Source organism: Streptomyces canus (assembly GCF_030816965.1).
Lineage (GTDB): Bacteria > Actinomycetota > Actinomycetes > Streptomycetales > Streptomycetaceae > Streptomyces > Streptomyces canus_E.
In genome coordinates this window covers 6,740,081-6,754,421 of sequence record NZ_JAUSYQ010000002.1, presented here as the reverse complement: position 1 = coordinate 6,754,421, position 14,341 = coordinate 6,740,081, and the positions used below count along the sequence as shown (strand labels likewise).

Annotated in this window: 11 protein-coding genes, 2 pseudogenes and 1 riboswitch; of the genes and pseudogenes, 8 read left to right on the top strand and 5 right to left on the bottom strand. The window is 69.1% G+C overall.

The genetic code is table 11. The features are described from left to right. Positions 1-79 precede the first annotated feature (79 nt). The 3 genes from QF027_RS32150 (at position 80) to QF027_RS32140 (ending at position 2,525) form a co-directional block, all read left to right on the top strand. Entirely contained in the window at positions 80-331 is a 252-nt protein-coding gene (locus QF027_RS32150; RefSeq protein ID WP_079141343.1) for a DUF3311 domain-containing protein, read from the top strand. Continuing rightward, complete coding sequence (mctP, locus tag QF027_RS32145) at positions 328-1,938, top strand: monocarboxylate uptake permease MctP (RefSeq protein WP_307078600.1); 1,611 nt, start codon at positions 328-330, stop codon at positions 1,936-1,938. The genes QF027_RS32150 and mctP overlap by 4 nt, the downstream gene beginning before the upstream one ends. 74 nt (positions 1,939-2,012) lie before the next feature. Further along, entirely contained in the window at positions 2,013-2,525 is a 513-nt protein-coding gene (locus QF027_RS32140; RefSeq protein WP_306976523.1) for a GNAT family N-acetyltransferase, read from the top strand. Here QF027_RS32140 and QF027_RS32135 read toward each other — a convergent pair. Continuing rightward, positions 2,512-3,823: pseudogene (locus tag QF027_RS32135) on the bottom strand (RNA-guided endonuclease InsQ/TnpB family protein). The gene QF027_RS32140 and the pseudogene QF027_RS32135 sit on opposite strands and share 14 nt — an antisense overlap. 205 nt (positions 3,824-4,028) lie before the next feature. Then, a riboswitch (cobalamin riboswitch) is annotated at positions 4,029-4,157 on the top strand. 124 nt (positions 4,158-4,281) lie between these two features. On the opposite strand from QF027_RS32135, the gene QF027_RS32130 reads away from it, so the two are divergent. The 4 genes from QF027_RS32130 to QF027_RS32115 all read left to right on the top strand — a co-directional run bounded on the left by QF027_RS32130 (position 4,282) and on the right by QF027_RS32115 (position 10,660). After that, a complete protein-coding gene (locus QF027_RS32130) occupies positions 4,282-6,648 on the top strand; it encodes a ribonucleoside-diphosphate reductase subunit alpha (protein ID WP_307078597.1) in 2,367 nt (788 codons plus the stop codon). Positions 6,649-6,704: 56 nt separating this feature from the next. Beyond that, positions 6,705-7,712, top strand: a complete 1,008-nt coding sequence (locus QF027_RS32125; RefSeq protein ID WP_307078595.1) for a ribonucleotide-diphosphate reductase subunit beta — start codon at positions 6,705-6,707, stop codon at positions 7,710-7,712. A 293-nt stretch (positions 7,713-8,005) separates the two neighbouring features. Next, on the top strand, positions 8,006-10,063 hold the full coding sequence (locus QF027_RS32120; protein WP_307078594.1) for a putative Ig domain-containing protein: 2,058 nt from the start codon (positions 8,006-8,008) through the stop codon (positions 10,061-10,063). Between the two features lie 102 nt (positions 10,064-10,165). Beyond that, entirely contained in the window at positions 10,166-10,660 is a 495-nt protein-coding gene (locus QF027_RS32115) for a hypothetical protein (RefSeq protein WP_307078592.1), read from the top strand. Here the strand turns inward: QF027_RS32115 and QF027_RS32110 are convergent. Then, the gene (locus QF027_RS32110) at positions 10,627-10,818 is read right to left on the bottom strand and encodes a hypothetical protein (protein ID WP_306976532.1); all 192 of its coding nucleotides are present in this window, start codon (positions 10,816-10,818) and stop codon (positions 10,627-10,629) included. The genes QF027_RS32115 and QF027_RS32110 overlap by 34 nt on opposite strands. 125 nt (positions 10,819-10,943) lie before the next feature. On the opposite strand from QF027_RS32110, the gene QF027_RS32105 reads away from it, so the two are divergent. Beyond that, positions 10,944-11,909, top strand: coding sequence for a GlxA family transcriptional regulator (locus tag QF027_RS32105; protein ID WP_307078590.1), 966 nt, complete (start codon positions 10,944-10,946; stop codon positions 11,907-11,909). Between the two features lies 1 nt (position 11,910). Here the strand turns inward: QF027_RS32105 and QF027_RS32100 are convergent. The 3 genes and pseudogenes from QF027_RS32100 to QF027_RS32090 form a co-directional block, all read right to left on the bottom strand. Further along, a pseudogene (locus QF027_RS32100) lies at positions 11,911-12,462 on the bottom strand (cytochrome P450); the annotation flags it as partial. A 102-nt stretch (positions 12,463-12,564) separates the two neighbouring features. Beyond that, complete coding sequence (def, locus tag QF027_RS32095) at positions 12,565-13,215, bottom strand: peptide deformylase (protein ID WP_306976537.1); 651 nt, start codon at positions 13,213-13,215, stop codon at positions 12,565-12,567. Positions 13,216-13,288: 73 nt separating this feature from the next. Beyond that, positions 13,289-14,269: a tetratricopeptide repeat protein gene (locus QF027_RS32090; protein ID WP_118082460.1), complete on the bottom strand. Its 981-nt coding sequence runs from the start codon at positions 14,267-14,269 to the stop codon at positions 13,289-13,291. Positions 14,270-14,341 lie beyond the last annotated feature (72 nt).

Below are 14,341 nucleotides of genomic sequence, written 5' to 3'. Positions count from 1 at the left end.
GAGGTCTTCCGCTCACCTGACACCGTGACCTAGATTGCCTGCGCGTTACAGGTGATCAGCCAGGGGACGGAGTCGCGGAATGTCGGACGCACCTGAAGTGAGACCGCCGGTGGTGACACCGGCAAGGGTGGTCATCGCCCTCTGCCTCGTCGCCCCGTTCGTGGCGATGCTGTGGGTCGGCTCGTACGCCAAGGTCGACCCCACGTTCATCGGCATCCCGTTCTTCTACTGGTACCAGATGCTGTGGGTGCTGATCTCCACCGCGCTGACGATGACCGCGTACAAGCTGTGGCAGCGTGACCAGCGTGCCCGCCACGGAGGTACCAAGTGAACGACGGCGTCAACGGCGTGGCACTCGCCGTCTTCATCATCTTCTTCCTGGCCGTCACGGTCATGGGCTTCCTGGCCGCGCGCTGGCGCAAGGCCGAGAACGAGCACAGCCTCGATGAATGGGGTCTGGGCGGTCGGTCGTTCGGCACCTGGGTCACCTGGTTCCTGCTCGGCGGCGACCTCTACACGGCATACACCTTCGTCGCGGTCCCCGCGGCGATCTACGCGGCGGGCGCGGCCGGCTTCTTCGCGGTGCCGTACACCATCCTGGTGTACCCGCTGATCTTCACGTTCCTGCCCCGCCTGTGGTCGGTCTCCCACAAGCACGGATACGTGACGACCTCGGACTTCGTGCGCGGCCGCTTCGGCTCCAAGGGCCTGTCGCTGGCGGTGGCAGTCACCGGCATCCTCGCGACCATGCCGTACATCGCGCTCCAACTGGTCGGTATCCAGGCGGTCCTCGATGTGATGGGCGTCGGCGGCGGCGAGAACACGAACTGGCTCGTGAAGGACCTGCCGCTGCTGATCGCGTTCGGTGTCCTCGCGGCCTACACGTACTCCTCCGGGCTCCGGGCCCCCGCGATGATCGCGTTCGTGAAGGACACGCTGATCTACATCGTCATCGCGGTGGCGATCATCTACATCCCGATCAAGCTGGGCGGCTTCGACGACGTCTTCGGCGCGGCGAGCGAGAAGTACACGGCGGCCAAGGCCGGCGGCCTCGTCCCGCTGGAGGCGGGCCAGTGGACGTACGCCACGCTGGCGCTGGGCTCCGCCCTCGCGCTCTTCATGTACCCGCACTCGATCACCGCGACGCTCTCCTCCCGCAGCCGTGAGGTGATCCGCCGCAACACCACGATCCTGCCGCTGTACTCGCTGATGCTGGGCCTGCTCGCGCTGCTCGGCTTCATGGCGATCGCGGCCGGAGTCAAGGTCACCAACCCGCAGTTGGCGATCCCGCAGCTCTTCGAGGACATGTTCCCGGACTGGTTCGCGGGCGTGGCCTTCGCGGCGATCGGCATCGGCGCGCTCGTGCCCGCGGCCATCATGTCGATTGCGGCCGCGAACCTGTTCACCCGCAACATCTACAAGGACTTCATCAAGCCGGACGCCACGCCCGCGCAGGAGACCAAGGTCTCCAAGCTGGTGTCCCTGCTGGTGAAGGTGGGCGCGCTGGTCTTCGTCCTCACGATGGACAAGACGGTCGCCATCAACTTCCAGCTCCTGGGCGGCATCTGGATCCTCCAGACCTTCCCGGCCCTGGTCGGCGGCCTCTTCACCCGCTGGTTCCACCGCTGGGCCCTGCTCGCCGGCTGGGCGGTCGGCATGATCTACGGCACAGTCGCCGCGTACGGCGTCGCCTCCCCGACCCAGAAGCACTTCGGCGGCTCGGCGAAGGAGATCCCGGGCATCGGCGAGATCGGCTACATCGGCCTGACGGCGTTCGTGCTCAACGTCGTCGTGACGGTGGTCCTGACCTTCGCCCTGAAGGCGGCGAAGGTCCCCGACGGCGTGGACGAGACCAGCCCGGAGGACTACTCGGCGGACGCGGGCGACCCCGGGGTCCAGGTGGAGCTTCCGCCGGCGACCGCGGGTACGACCCACTAGTCACCCTGGTGCACGGGCCGTCGGAGTTCTCGTCCGGCGGCCCGTTGCCGTACCCGTCGGGCACACTCACCCGCATGGACATTCTGATCCGCCCCGCGGTACCCGCCGACTACGAACCCCTCGGTGAGATCACCGCCCAGGCCTACCTCCGGGACGGCCTTCTCCTGTTCGGTGAGAGCGACTGGTACCTCGAAGAACTCAAGGACGTGGCCAAGAGGGCGTCCGCCGCGGACGTCCTGGTGGCCACCGAGAACGACGACCTCCTCGGCGGAGTCACCTTCGTCCCCTCCGGTGGCCCCCTGGCCGACCTCGCCCGCCCCGGAGAGGCGGAGATCCGCATGCTCGCGGTGGCGCACGCGGCCCGGGGCAGAGGCATCGGACAAGCCCTCGTCCAGGCCTGCGTCGACCGCGCGAGCGGCGTGGCCACCGGCGTCGTCCTGTGCACCCAGCCCACGATGCACACCGCCCACCGCATCTACGAACGCCTCGGCTTCACCCGCGTTCCCGAGCGCGACTGGAACCCGATACCCGGCGACGACTTCACGCTTCTCACCTACGAGTTGACGCTGTCAACTACCCGGCGCTAAAGCGCGCCGGGCTTGCACAACGGGCATCACTGGCGGTGGTGCTGCGTTTGCGTCCAGTCTCACTCCGAGGTGTTCGGAGTGGGTCAGGGGTCGTTGACTGGGCCCCGCGTCGCCACAACTCCCGGGCGCGAGCCTGGATGTTGCGGGAGCCGTTCCGGTCTGCGTGATCAACGAATCCGCAGTTCCGGCACGCGAACCAGGCCTGACTCACCCGGTTCGCCCTGTCGATGTGTCCGCACTCGGCGCAGGTCCGCGAGGTGTACGCCGGATCGACGTGCACCACCGGCACCCCCGCCCTGCGGGCCTTGTACGAGATGAACGCCCCCAGCTGGGCGAACGACCAGGTGGAGTGGGTAGCCCTCCCCCACTGCCTAATGGGCGTGGGAGGTACCCCCAGGCTTGCGAAGCCGTTCCCGCTCGCGGATGCCTGTCAGGTCTTCCAGGGCGATTCCGCGACCGGTGCTCCCCCACTGCCTTAAGGGCGTGGGAGGTGCCCCCAGCCTCGGCCACCACATGTTTCGCGATCTTGTGGTTGATGTCCTTGGCCCGCCGCGCCTCCTTGCGCCGCCGCTTCTTCAGCCGGCGCCTGGCGGACGGGGTGTTCTTGCGTTGCAGCTTGGCGCGCAGCCCGCGCTCGCGGGTGCGGACGCGGGTCCGCTCGCGTCCGGCCATGATCTCGCCGTCGGACGTGGTGGCGATGTTCACGATGCCCAGGTCGATGCCGAGGAAGTCCACCGGCTCCGTGTTCAGCGGCGCTTCGGGGACTTCGCAGGTGGCGTTCAGGAACCATATGCCGTCCCGCTCCAGCAGGTCGGACTCGCCCCTGCGGTACAGGGCCAGGGTGACCAGCTGCTCGACCGAGGCAGTGAACGCCACGCTCTTGACCCGCCCGCCGGTGGTCCAGATCGACACCGTCCGGTCCGGGATCTGCCAGGACGGCATCCGGTCGTCATAGGGCTGCGCGCCCCGGGCACGGAAGGAGATCGGCTTCTCGGTGGCCCGGCGGTAGCGCTTCGAGCCGGGCTTGCCAAGGTTTCCGGCCTTCAGGTTCGCCTTCAGCGTGGTGTACGCGTCGCACGCCTTCTTGATGACGTGCTGGGCGGCCTGCGCGCCCAGACCCCAGCGGGACTTGACCGCGTCGTAGGCGTGTTTGCGCAGGGCGAATTTTTGAACTCCCTGCGCTCGAAAGCCGCCTCGCTCACCCAGGTGGCGGCCTCGTTGCAGGCGCGCAGGGTCGCCTCGAGTGCCGCCGCCTGCTCGGGCGTCGGCAGCAGCTTGACCTGTACCACCAGCTTCACAAGCACCAAACGTAGACAAGCACACGAGTTGCATCTGCATGTTCGCAATTGATCACCCGATCGAGCGACGGGGCCGAGCGCATCCCTCATGCCCAGCGAACACCGAACGCGGGCCCTCTGAGGGGGTGGTTGTTGGTGATAAACACTCTCCGAAGCCGCCGCGACACAACATATAGGGGTGCCGCCAGAACCCAGCACAAGATGTATGCTCATGCTCGCTGTCGCCGCAGGGGAATCCGGTGTGAATCCGGAACTGTCCCGCAACGGTGTACTCATGCGTGCATAAGCACACATGAGAGTCAGTCCGAGGACCTGCCGACAGCACGCCCGAGCCATACGGCCCGGGTGTCCTGACGTCCGGGCCTCGTGGAATGGGCCGGTGGACGCGACGCCGTGTGCGCTCGTGTGCTGCCTCCTGCCCTCCGCAAGGCCCCGTGCCCAGCGAGGGAGAGCCCCACGTGACCATCGCGCCAGCCGACCCGGCTTCAGCGACCACCTTTGTGGACGAGGACGGTCCCGGAACCGCGTTGCTGCGGACCCTGACCGCGCTGACCGCCGACCTCCCCGACACCGACCCCGGCAGGGTCGCCGCCGCCGCGCTGCGCGGCCGGTCCTCGCGGGGTGCCTCCTCCGAAATGGACGTGGAGCTGCGCGAGCTGGCCACCGAGGCGGCGGCCGGCCTCATCTCCGAGGACCCCGCGTACAGCAGGCTGGCGGCCCGGCTGCTGACCGTCACCATCGCCGCGGAGGCCGCCTCGCAGGGCGTGACCTCGTTCACCGGATCGGTCGCCGTCGGACACCGCGAGGGCCTCATCGCCGACCGCACCGCCGAGTTCGTGCGGGTCCACGCCGAGCGGCTCGACGCCCTGGTCGACACCGGCGCCGACGACCGCTTCGGCTACTTCGGTCTCCGGACCCTCCACAGCCGGTACCTCCTCAGGCACCCCCTCACCCGCAAGGTGATCGAGACACCCCAGCACTTCCTGCTCCGGGTGGCGTCCGGCCTCGCCGAGGACGACACGGTCAGGGCACTGGACGAAGTCGCCGCGCTCTACGCGCTCATGAGCCGTCTCGACTACCTCCCCTCCTCCCCCACCCTCTTCAACTCCGGCACCCGGCACCCCCAGATGTCGTCCTGCTACCTCCTCGACTCCCCGAAGGACGAGCTCGACTCCATCTACGACCGCTACCACCAGGTGGCCAACCTCTCGAAGCACGCCGGCGGCATCGGTCTGTCGTACTCCCGTATCCGCAGCCGCGGTTCGCTGATCCGCGGCACCAACGGACACTCCAACGGCATCGTCCCGTTCCTGAAGACGCTGGACGCCTCGGTCGCCGCCGTGAACCAAGGAGGCCGCCGCAAGGGCGCGGCCGCGGTCTACCTGGAGACCTGGCACTCCGACATCGAGGAGTTCCTGGAGCTCAGGGACAACACCGGTGAGGACGCCCGCCGTACGCACAACCTGAACCTCGCGCACTGGGTCCCGGACGAGTTCATGCGCCGGGTGAACGCGGACGCCGAGTGGTCCCTCTTCTCCCCCGCCGACGTGCCCGAGCTGGTCGATCTGTGGGGCGAGGAGTTCGACGCCGCGTACCGGAAGGCCGAGGAGCAGGGCCTCGCGCGCAAGACCATCCCGGCCCGTGACCTCTACGGCCGCATGATGCGCACCCTCGCGCAGACCGGCAACGGCTGGATGACCTTCAAGGACGCCGCCAACCGCACGGCCAACCAGACGGCCACCCCGGGCCATGTCGTCCACTCCTCCAACCTCTGCACGGAGATCCTGGAGGTCACGGACGACGGGGAGACGGCGGTGTGCAACCTGGGATCCGTGAACCTGGGCGCGTTCGTCACCGGTGACGACATCGACTGGGAGCGGCTGGACGCCACCGTCCGCACCGCCGTGACCTTCCTCGACCGGGTCGTCGACATCAACTTCTACCCGACCGAGCAGGCCGGGCGGTCCAACGCCAAGTGGCGCCCCGTCGGCCTTGGCGCGATGGGCCTCCAGGACGTCTTCTTCAAGCTGCGGCTGCCCTTCGACTCCCCCGAGGCCAAGGAACTCTCCACCCGGATCGCCGAGCGCGTCATGCTCGCCGCCTACGAGGCCTCCGCCGACCTCGCCGAGCGGGGCGGCCCGCTGCCGGCCTGGGAGAAGACCCGTACCGCCCAGGGCGTCCTGCACCCCGACCACTACGGCGTCGAACTCACCTGGCCCGAACGGTGGGCGGCCCTGCGCGACCGTATCGCCGTCACCGGACTGCGCAACTCCCTGCTCCTCGCCATCGCGCCCACCGCCACCATCGCGTCGATCGCCGGTGTGTACGAGTGCATCGAGCCGCAGGTCTCCAACCTGTTCAAGCGCGAGACGCTGTCCGGGGAGTTCCTCCAGGTCAACTCGTACCTGGTGGCCGAGTTGAAGAAGCTCGGCGTGTGGGACGCCCGCACCCGTGAGGCGCTGCGGGACTCGAACGGCTCGGTGCAGGACTTCGCGTGGATCCCCGAGGACGTACGGGCGCTGTACCGCACGGCGTGGGAGATCCCGCAGCGCGGTCTGATCGACATGGCCGCGGCGCGGACGCCGTTCCTCGACCAGTCCCAGTCCCTGAACCTCTTCCTGGAGACGCCGACCATCGGCAAGCTCTCCTCGATGTACGCGTACGCCTGGAAGTCCGGGCTGAAGACGACGTACTACCTGCGCTCGCGCCCGGCGACCCGTATCGCCCGCGCCGCACAGGCGACGGTCCCCGTTCAGCAGCCGGCCCCCGAAGACGCGGTCGCCTGCTCCCTGGAAAACCCCGAGTCCTGCGAGGCCTGTCAGTAATTCCCGCCCGCCACCCGACCACCACCCCTGGAGGACGGCGCTCCGCGCCGACAGCAATGACTGACCAGAACCTGCTCGACCCCGGCTTCGAGCTGACGCTGCGCCCCATGCGCTACCCGGACTTCTACGAGCGCTACCGGGACGCGATCAAGAACACCTGGACCGTCGAGGAGGTCGACCTCCACTCGGACGTCTCCGACCTGGCGAAGCTCAGCCCCGCCGAACAACACCTCATCGGCCGCCTGGTGGCCTTTTTCGCGACCGGCGACTCGATCGTCGCGAACAACCTGGTGCTCACGCTGTACAAGCACATCAACTCCCCCGAGGCGCGGCTCTACCTGAGCCGCCAGCTCTTCGAGGAGGCCGTCCACGTCCAGTTCTACTTGACGCTCCTCGACACCTACCTCCCCGACCCGGCGGACCGGGCCGCGGCCTTCGACGCCGTCGAGAGCATCCCCTCGATCCGCGAGAAGGCGGAGTTCTGCTTCAGGTGGATCAACGAGGTCGAGAAGCTGGACCGGCTGGAGTCCCAGGCCGACCGCCGCCGCTTCCTGCTCAACCTGATCTGCTTCGCCGCGTGCATCGAGGGCCTGTTCTTCTACGGCGCCTTCGCGTACGTCTACTGGTTCCGCAGCCGGGGCCTGCTGCACGGCCTCGCCACCGGCACCAACTGGGTGTTCCGGGACGAGACCATGCACATGTCCTTCGCCTTCGATGTGGTCGACACCGTCCGCAAGGAAGAGCCGGAGCTCTTCGACGAGCAGCTTCAGCAGCAGGTGACCGACATGCTGGCGGAGGCCGTGGAGGCGGAACTCCAGTTCGCGCGCGACCTGTGCGGCGACGGACTGCCCGGCATGAACACGGAGTCGATGCGCCAGTACCTGGAGTGTGTCGCCGACCAGCGCCTGACGCGCCTCGGCTTCGCGCCGGTGTACGGCTCGGAGAACCCCTTCTCCTTCATGGAACTCCAGGGCGTCCAGGAGCTGACCAACTTCTTCGAGCGGCGTCCGTCCGCCTACCAGGTCGCGGTGGAGGGCACGGTGGATCTCGACGAGGACTTCTGAGGCGGCGGCTTCGGCGACGGCAGCGGCCCGAGTTGACCGTGCCGGGAGTGGACCATGGACCGGCCATCGGCCGTCCATGGACCACCTATGGGGCGGCAAAGTTCTGCTGAGGCATCTGTTCCGGTCTCGTCCGGCCCGGTTACGTTCTGGCCGTCCTGTCATGTCCACACATCACATGCACAGGACGTTCAAGTGTCATGCCCATGACGGCATCGCGCACCGCCGCCGCTACGCGCGTCAAAGGCCTGCCACCAACGTCGAGAACCTCACTCCCCCGACGGAGGCAGTACCCCATGCGTCAGACACGCACCGGCAAGTCCGGACGTAACCTGCGAAGACTCCTGACCGCCGCCATACCCGCCCTCGCCCTCAGCCTGGCGGGACTCGTCTCGGTGCCGGCGCACGCAGCGCCCGCCGCCACGCACACCTCTCGCGTCACCCAGAACTCCAAGGCGCTCACCTCACCCGGCCGTCAGACGTTCCACTCGACCGGCAAGGCCGGCCAGAAGGTGCCGACCACGCACCTGTGTGCCACCGCGGCCCCCGGACAGGCGTCCTGCTTCGCCCAGCGCCGGACCGACATCAAGCAACGTCTGGCGTCCGCGGTCGCCGCCGCCACTCCCTCCGGGCTCAGCCCGGCCAATCTGCACAGTGCCTACAACCTGCCCTCGACGGGCGGCTCGGGCCTGACCGTCGCCGTGGTCGACGCGTACAACGACCCCAACGCGGCCGCCGACCTGGCGACCTACCGCTCGACCTACGGCCTGTCGGCGTGCACGGTCGCCAACGGATGCTTCAAGCAGGTCAGCCAGACCGGTTCCACCACCTCGCTGCCGACCAACGACACCGGCTGGGCGGGCGAGGAAGCGCTCGACATCGACATGGTCAGCGCCGTCTGCCCGAACTGCAACATCATCCTCGTCGAGGCCAACTCCGCCAACGACTCCGACCTCGGCATCGCCGAGAACGAGGCCGTCGCGCTCGGCGCCAAGTTCGTGTCCAACAGCTGGGGCGGCTCCGAGTCGTCCTCGCAGACCGGTGAGGACACCTCGTACTTCAAGCACCCGGGTGTCGCCATCACCGTCTCCGCCGGTGATTCCGCCTACGGCGCCGAGTACCCGGCAACCTCCCAGTACGTGACCGCGGTCGGCGGCACCGCGCTGTCCACGTCCTCCAACTCCCGCGGCTGGACCGAGTCCGTGTGGAAGACCAGCTCCACCGAGGGCACCGGCTCCGGCTGCTCGGCCTACGACCCCAAGCCGAGCTGGCAGACCGACACCGGCTGCACCAAGCGCATGGAGGCCGACGTCTCCGCCGTCGCCGACCCCGCCACCGGCGTGGCCGTGTACGACACCTACGGCGGTTCCGGCTGGGCCGTCTACGGCGGTACGAGCGCCTCGTCGCCGATCATCGCGGGGGTCTACGCCCTGGCGGGCACCCCGGGCTCCAGCGACTACCCCGCGAAGTACCCGTACAGCCACACGAGCAACCTGTACGACGTCACCAGCGGCAACAACGGCTCCTGCTCCACCTCGTACTTCTGCACCGCGGCCACCGGCTACGACGGCCCGACCGGCTGGGGCACCCCCCACGGCACGGCCGCCTTCACCGCGGGCACCACCTCGGGCAACACGGTGACCGTCACCAACCCCGGCAGCCAGTCCACGACGACCGGCGGCTCGGCCAGCCTGCAGATCAGCGCGAGCGACAGCGCCGGCGCGACCCTCACCTACAGCGCGAGCGGCCTGCCGACCGGGCTGTCGATCAGCGGCTCCACCGGCAAGATCTCCGGTACGGCGTCCACCGCGGGCACCTACCAGGTCACCGTCACCGCGAAGGACTCGACCGGCGCCTCCGGCTCGGCCTCCTTCACCTGGACGGTCGGTTCCAGCGGCAGCACCTGCACCTCGTCCCAGCTGCTCGGCAACCCCGGCTTCGAGTCGGGCAGCACCACCTGGACCTCCTCCAGCGGCGTCATCACCAACTCCAGCAGTGAGCCGGCGCACACCGGTTCGTACTACGCCTGGCTGGACGGGTACGGCTCCGCGCACACCGACACCCTGTCCCAGTCGGTGACCGTGCCGAGCGGCTGCAAGGCCACCTTCACCTTCTACCTGCACATCGACACCGCGGAGACCGGCAGCACCGCCTACGACAAGCTGACGGTCACCGCCGGTTCGACCACCCTGGCCACCTACTCCAACGTCAACGCGGCTTCCGGCTACGCCCAGAAGTCCTTCAGCCTGTCCTCGTACGCCGGCTCCACCGTCACCCTGAAGTTCAGCGGTGTCGAGGACTCCTCGCTCCAGACCAGCTTCGTCCTCGACGACACCGCCGTGACGACCAGCTGACCTCCCCCTCATGACCGGGCCCCGGTCGCGGCTTCCGCGACCGGGGCCCGGCCTGGATCCAGGTGTACGGGTCACACGTCCAAGGGGAAGAGGAGGCCCTTCATGCGCCCTAGGAACCGTCACACGACCCTCGCGCTCGCCGCGCTGACCCTGCTGCTCGCGAGCGCGGGCTGTGGCAGCCAAGCCGGCAGCGACGGGGGCGACGGCAGCGGCACCGTGTCGCCGTCGCCGTCATCCGCCGCGCCGTCATCCGCCGCGCCGTCATCCGCCGCGCCCTCATCCGGCTGCGCCTCCGGGTCCGGGCTCGACGCGGCCGACAGCGGTGACACGGTCTGCCTGGCGGTGGGGAACACGGTCCGGGTCGGCCTGGACGGGACGAAGAGCCGCCCGTGGAAGCCGATCGCCGTCGAGGGCAGTGGTCTCAAGGCCACCAACAGCGGGGTCGTCCTGCTGCCGGGCGATGCGAACGCCGCGTACCAGGCGGTGTCGGCGGGCACGGTACGGCTCAGTTCCTCACGTCCGCTGTGCGCCGCCGAGACCGGCCGGGTCTCGTGCAAGGGCATTCAGGAGTGGTGGGTCACCGTGCGGGTGAAGTAGCGCTGCCGCGCGGGCCGCCGCGCTTCGGGAAGCTGCCCCTCGGTCTCCCGGCGGGCCCGCTCGGCCTCGCGGATCTGCCGGTCGATGCGACGGTCGTGCACGATCCCGATCACCGACGGGAGGACCAGGAGGACGAGGAGGGTGAAAACAGTCAGCATGGCGATCAGTCCTTCTGTCTGCGCTGAAGTCATGTCACTACTCTCGCGCCGTTGACTGCTGACAAACAGTGGCAGGACTGCCGCACACCCTCGATTTACTGCCACCCCTGAGGCACACTGGCAGCATGCTGAAGAACGTGGCCGCTGTCGTCCTGGACGGTGTGAATCCCTTCGAGCTCGGTGTCGTCTGCGAGGTCTTCGGGACCGACCGCAGCGACGACGGACTGCCCGTGTACGACTTCGCGGTCGCCTCGGCCGAGGGCCCGACGCTGACCTCCCGCGCGGGCTTCGCCGTACACGTCGAACACGGCCTGGAGCGGCTGGAGACGGCCGACCTGATCACCGTGCCGGCCTGCGCCCGCTACGAGACGCGGGACTTTCCACCCGAGCTCCTGGAGGCCCTGCGCAACGCGGTCGACCGCGGGGCACGGGTGCTCAGCGTGTGCTCCGGCGTCTTCGTGCTCGCCGCGGCCGGACTGCTCGACGGCCGGCGCTGCACCGTGCACTGGCACCACGCGGAGGAGCTGGCGCTCGCGTATCCGCGGCTGACGGTCGAGCCGGACGTCCTGTACGTCGACGAGGACCCGGTGATCACCTCCGCGGGCACCGCCGCCGGTATCGACGCCTGTCTGCACATCGTGCGCAAGGAGCAGGGCACCGAGGTCGCCAACAAGATCGCCCGGCGGATGGTCGTACCGCCGCACCGGGACGGCGGACAGGCGCAGTACATCGAGCGGCCGCTGCCCCGGTCGAAGTGCGACACCGTCGGCGAGGTGCTCGTGTGGATGGAGCAGCACCTCGACGAGGAGGTCACCGTCGAGCAGCTCGCCGAGCGCGCGCACATGTCCCCGCGCACCTTCGCCCGCCGCTTCCAGCAGGAGACGGGTACGACTCCCTACCGCTGGATCCTGCGCCAGCGGGTGCTGCTGGCCCAGCGGTTGCTGGAGGCGACGGACGAGACGGTGGACGCGATCGCCGGCCGGGCGGGGTTCGGCACCGCGGCCGCGCTGCGTCACCAGTTCCTGCGCGCGGTGGGCACCACCCCGAACGCCTACCGGCGCACCTTCCAGGGCCCGGAGGCGGCCGCCTGACCTACGTCCTCGGTACGGGTTTCAGCAACAGCCCGGCCGGCTTCAGCGTGATGCCCACCCGTGGCGTGTCGTCGGATCCGGGCACCTGGTCGAAGCGGTACTTCCGGGCCGGCGCCCCCGTGATCAGCCTCAGCTGGGCCATCGCCAAATGGTCGCTCGGGCACTTCCGGTTACCCGTGCCAGCGGACTCATGGCGTGTTTCGGCACGGACCTGGCCCGCTCCGGACTTCAGCGCAGGGGATCGAACTCCTGACTGTCGTCGTACGACTTCGGATCGCGCTGGATCGCATACGGGCCGTACACGACGTCGGCCCCGGCCGGAATGCGACAGCCACCGAGTTCCGTGTCCCGCACCGCCCGCTGCGTCAATATCCACACGGCGGGCCGTAAACGCATGACCTCGATCACCGGACAGTTCCTGTAGGTGAGCGCCCGGACGTCCACCGGTGACCGATTCGACTTCCGCGCACACCTTGTCCGCGTGTTCCGGGTGTGCGGCAAGAGCCTGGAGCAACCACATGACCGTGGCCGCGACGGTTTCGCTGCCGGGGGAGTATCGCGACGCGTCCCATCGAACGTACGACGCACATGCGAACGGCGCCTGTTCGGGGAGTGATTCCTGAGCAGGCGCCGTACGGGCGGCAGTTGTGAGGCGTCAGTCGTTCGCGACCACGGGGTAGCGGGGCTCGTTCTCGGCCATCTGCCGCAGCGCGTCCTTGCGTTCGCGCTTGGAGAGCCGGTCGATGTAGAGGTAGCCGTACAGATGGTCGGTCTCGTGCTGCAGGCACCGGGCGAAGTAGCCGGTGCCGCGGACCTTGACCGGATTGCCCTTCTCGTCCTGCCCGGTGACCTCGGCGTAGTCGGGGCGGGCGAGCGGCGCGTACGCGGTGGGCACCGACAGACAGCCCTCGTTGCTGTCGTCGAGGCGGCGCTTGTCCGCGGGCAGGTCCACGAGCTTGGGGTTGCAGACGACCCCCACGTGCCGCCGGCCCTCGTCGTCCTGGCAGTCGTACACGAAGACCTTCAGGTCGACGCCGATCTGGTTGGCGGCGAGGCCGACGCCCTCGGCGGTGCGCTGGCTGGCGAACATGTCCGCGACCAGCTGGTCGAGCTCCTCACCGAACTCGGTGACGTCCTTGCACTCCTTGTGCAGCACGGGGTTCCCGACGACGGTGATGGGCCGCGAGGTGCCGCGCTCACGCCAGGCGTTCTCCCGCTCCTCAGTGTCCTCGGTGTCGATGACGAACCCCTCGTCGTCGACGGGGAGCACGCCCGCGTGCTGCTGATCGGTGTCCTGCTGGGCCATGACCTACGGATCGCCTTCCTGCACAAACAAAGAACAAAGAGGGTGTGACGCTGATACAGGGTACGGCGAACGGTCAGCAGACCTCTTCGAGATCCCGCCAGTCCCTGGAGTCCGGGCTGTCCGCGACCCACCCGTCCAGCAGGCCCCGTACGAGCGAGGCCGGCGCAGCCACCCCGCACTCCCGCTCCGGCACCCACAGCTGACCGTCCGTGCGGTGCCCCAGGGGCCCGGGGTGTCCCGGTTCGCTGTGGTCATGGGGGTCCAGGTGTTCCCCGTCGCCCTCGTCCGACGGCATCCGCGACTCGGAGCACATCCGGCACAGCAACCGCACCGACGACGACCAGTCCTCCGCCGCGAACCCGGCGTCCGCCGCGAGCTGCTCCAGCGCGTCCCGGTCCGCCTCGGTGGCCGCCTCAAGGAGGACCACCCAGGTGGGGACGGGTGAGGGAGCCCACAGCTCGATCTCGTCGAAGACGGGATAGGCATGCCCGGACGCCGTGGTCCGCTCGCCGTGCGGCACCCCGTCGTGCAGCACGACCTCGCCCCACCGCCGCCCGGAGGACGGCAGCGGAATGGACAGCACCTCGATCCGGGCCGGGTCGAGCCGCCGCCCCCAGACCACCTCGGCCTCCCCCTCGGGGGACAGCCGTACCGCCGCGCTGCCGAGGTCCATGCCGAGCGGCTCACCGGCCGCCGTCGCCCCTCCCGGCACCCGCAGCCCGTACGCCTGCCAGGCCCGCCGTGCCAGCGGCCAGTCCTGGAGCGCGGTCGCGGCGATGCCGACGTTCCACCAGTCGGGCGCCCCGGTCTCCCGGTCGAGCAGCGCCACGGCCCTGAGGCCCGCGGCCCGTGCCTGCTCCCAGTCGTGCCGGAACTTGTGGAGCAGGGCGAGGTTGAACCAGGACTCGGACAGCCACGGCTCCAGGTCCGCGGCACGTGTCAGCAGCGCGCCCGCGTCCTCGTAGCGGCCGTCGCCGATCAGCGTGAACGCGCGGTCCGTGGCCTGCCGCCAGGAGGCGGAGGGCCGGTGCCGTCCCTTGCCGAAGATCCTCACGATTCCCGCCTGCCAGTTCCGTCGAGTGGGCTGGCTGTGCCCCCGGACACCCTCTCTCTCGCATCCAACCAC

Coding starts and splice junctions, on each gene's coding strand:
- QF027_RS32150 (WP_079141343.1), top strand. CDS start 80: ATGTCGGACGCACCTGAAGTGAGACCGCCGGTGGTGACACCGGCAAGG.
- QF027_RS32140 (WP_306976523.1), top strand. CDS start 2,013: ATGGACATTCTGATCCGCCCCGCGGTACCCGCCGACTACGAACCCCTC.
- QF027_RS32125 (WP_307078595.1), top strand. CDS start 6,705: ATGACTGACCAGAACCTGCTCGACCCCGGCTTCGAGCTGACGCTGCGC.
- QF027_RS32120 (WP_307078594.1), top strand. CDS start 8,006: ATGCGTCAGACACGCACCGGCAAGTCCGGACGTAACCTGCGAAGACTC.
- QF027_RS32115 (WP_307078592.1), top strand. CDS start 10,166: ATGCGCCCTAGGAACCGTCACACGACCCTCGCGCTCGCCGCGCTGACC.
- QF027_RS32110 (WP_306976532.1), bottom strand. CDS start 10,818: ATGCTGACTGTTTTCACCCTCCTCGTCCTCCTGGTCCTCCCGTCGGTG.
- QF027_RS32105 (WP_307078590.1), top strand. CDS start 10,944: ATGCTGAAGAACGTGGCCGCTGTCGTCCTGGACGGTGTGAATCCCTTC.
- def (WP_306976537.1), bottom strand. CDS start 13,215: ATGGCCCAGCAGGACACCGATCAGCAGCACGCGGGCGTGCTCCCCGTC.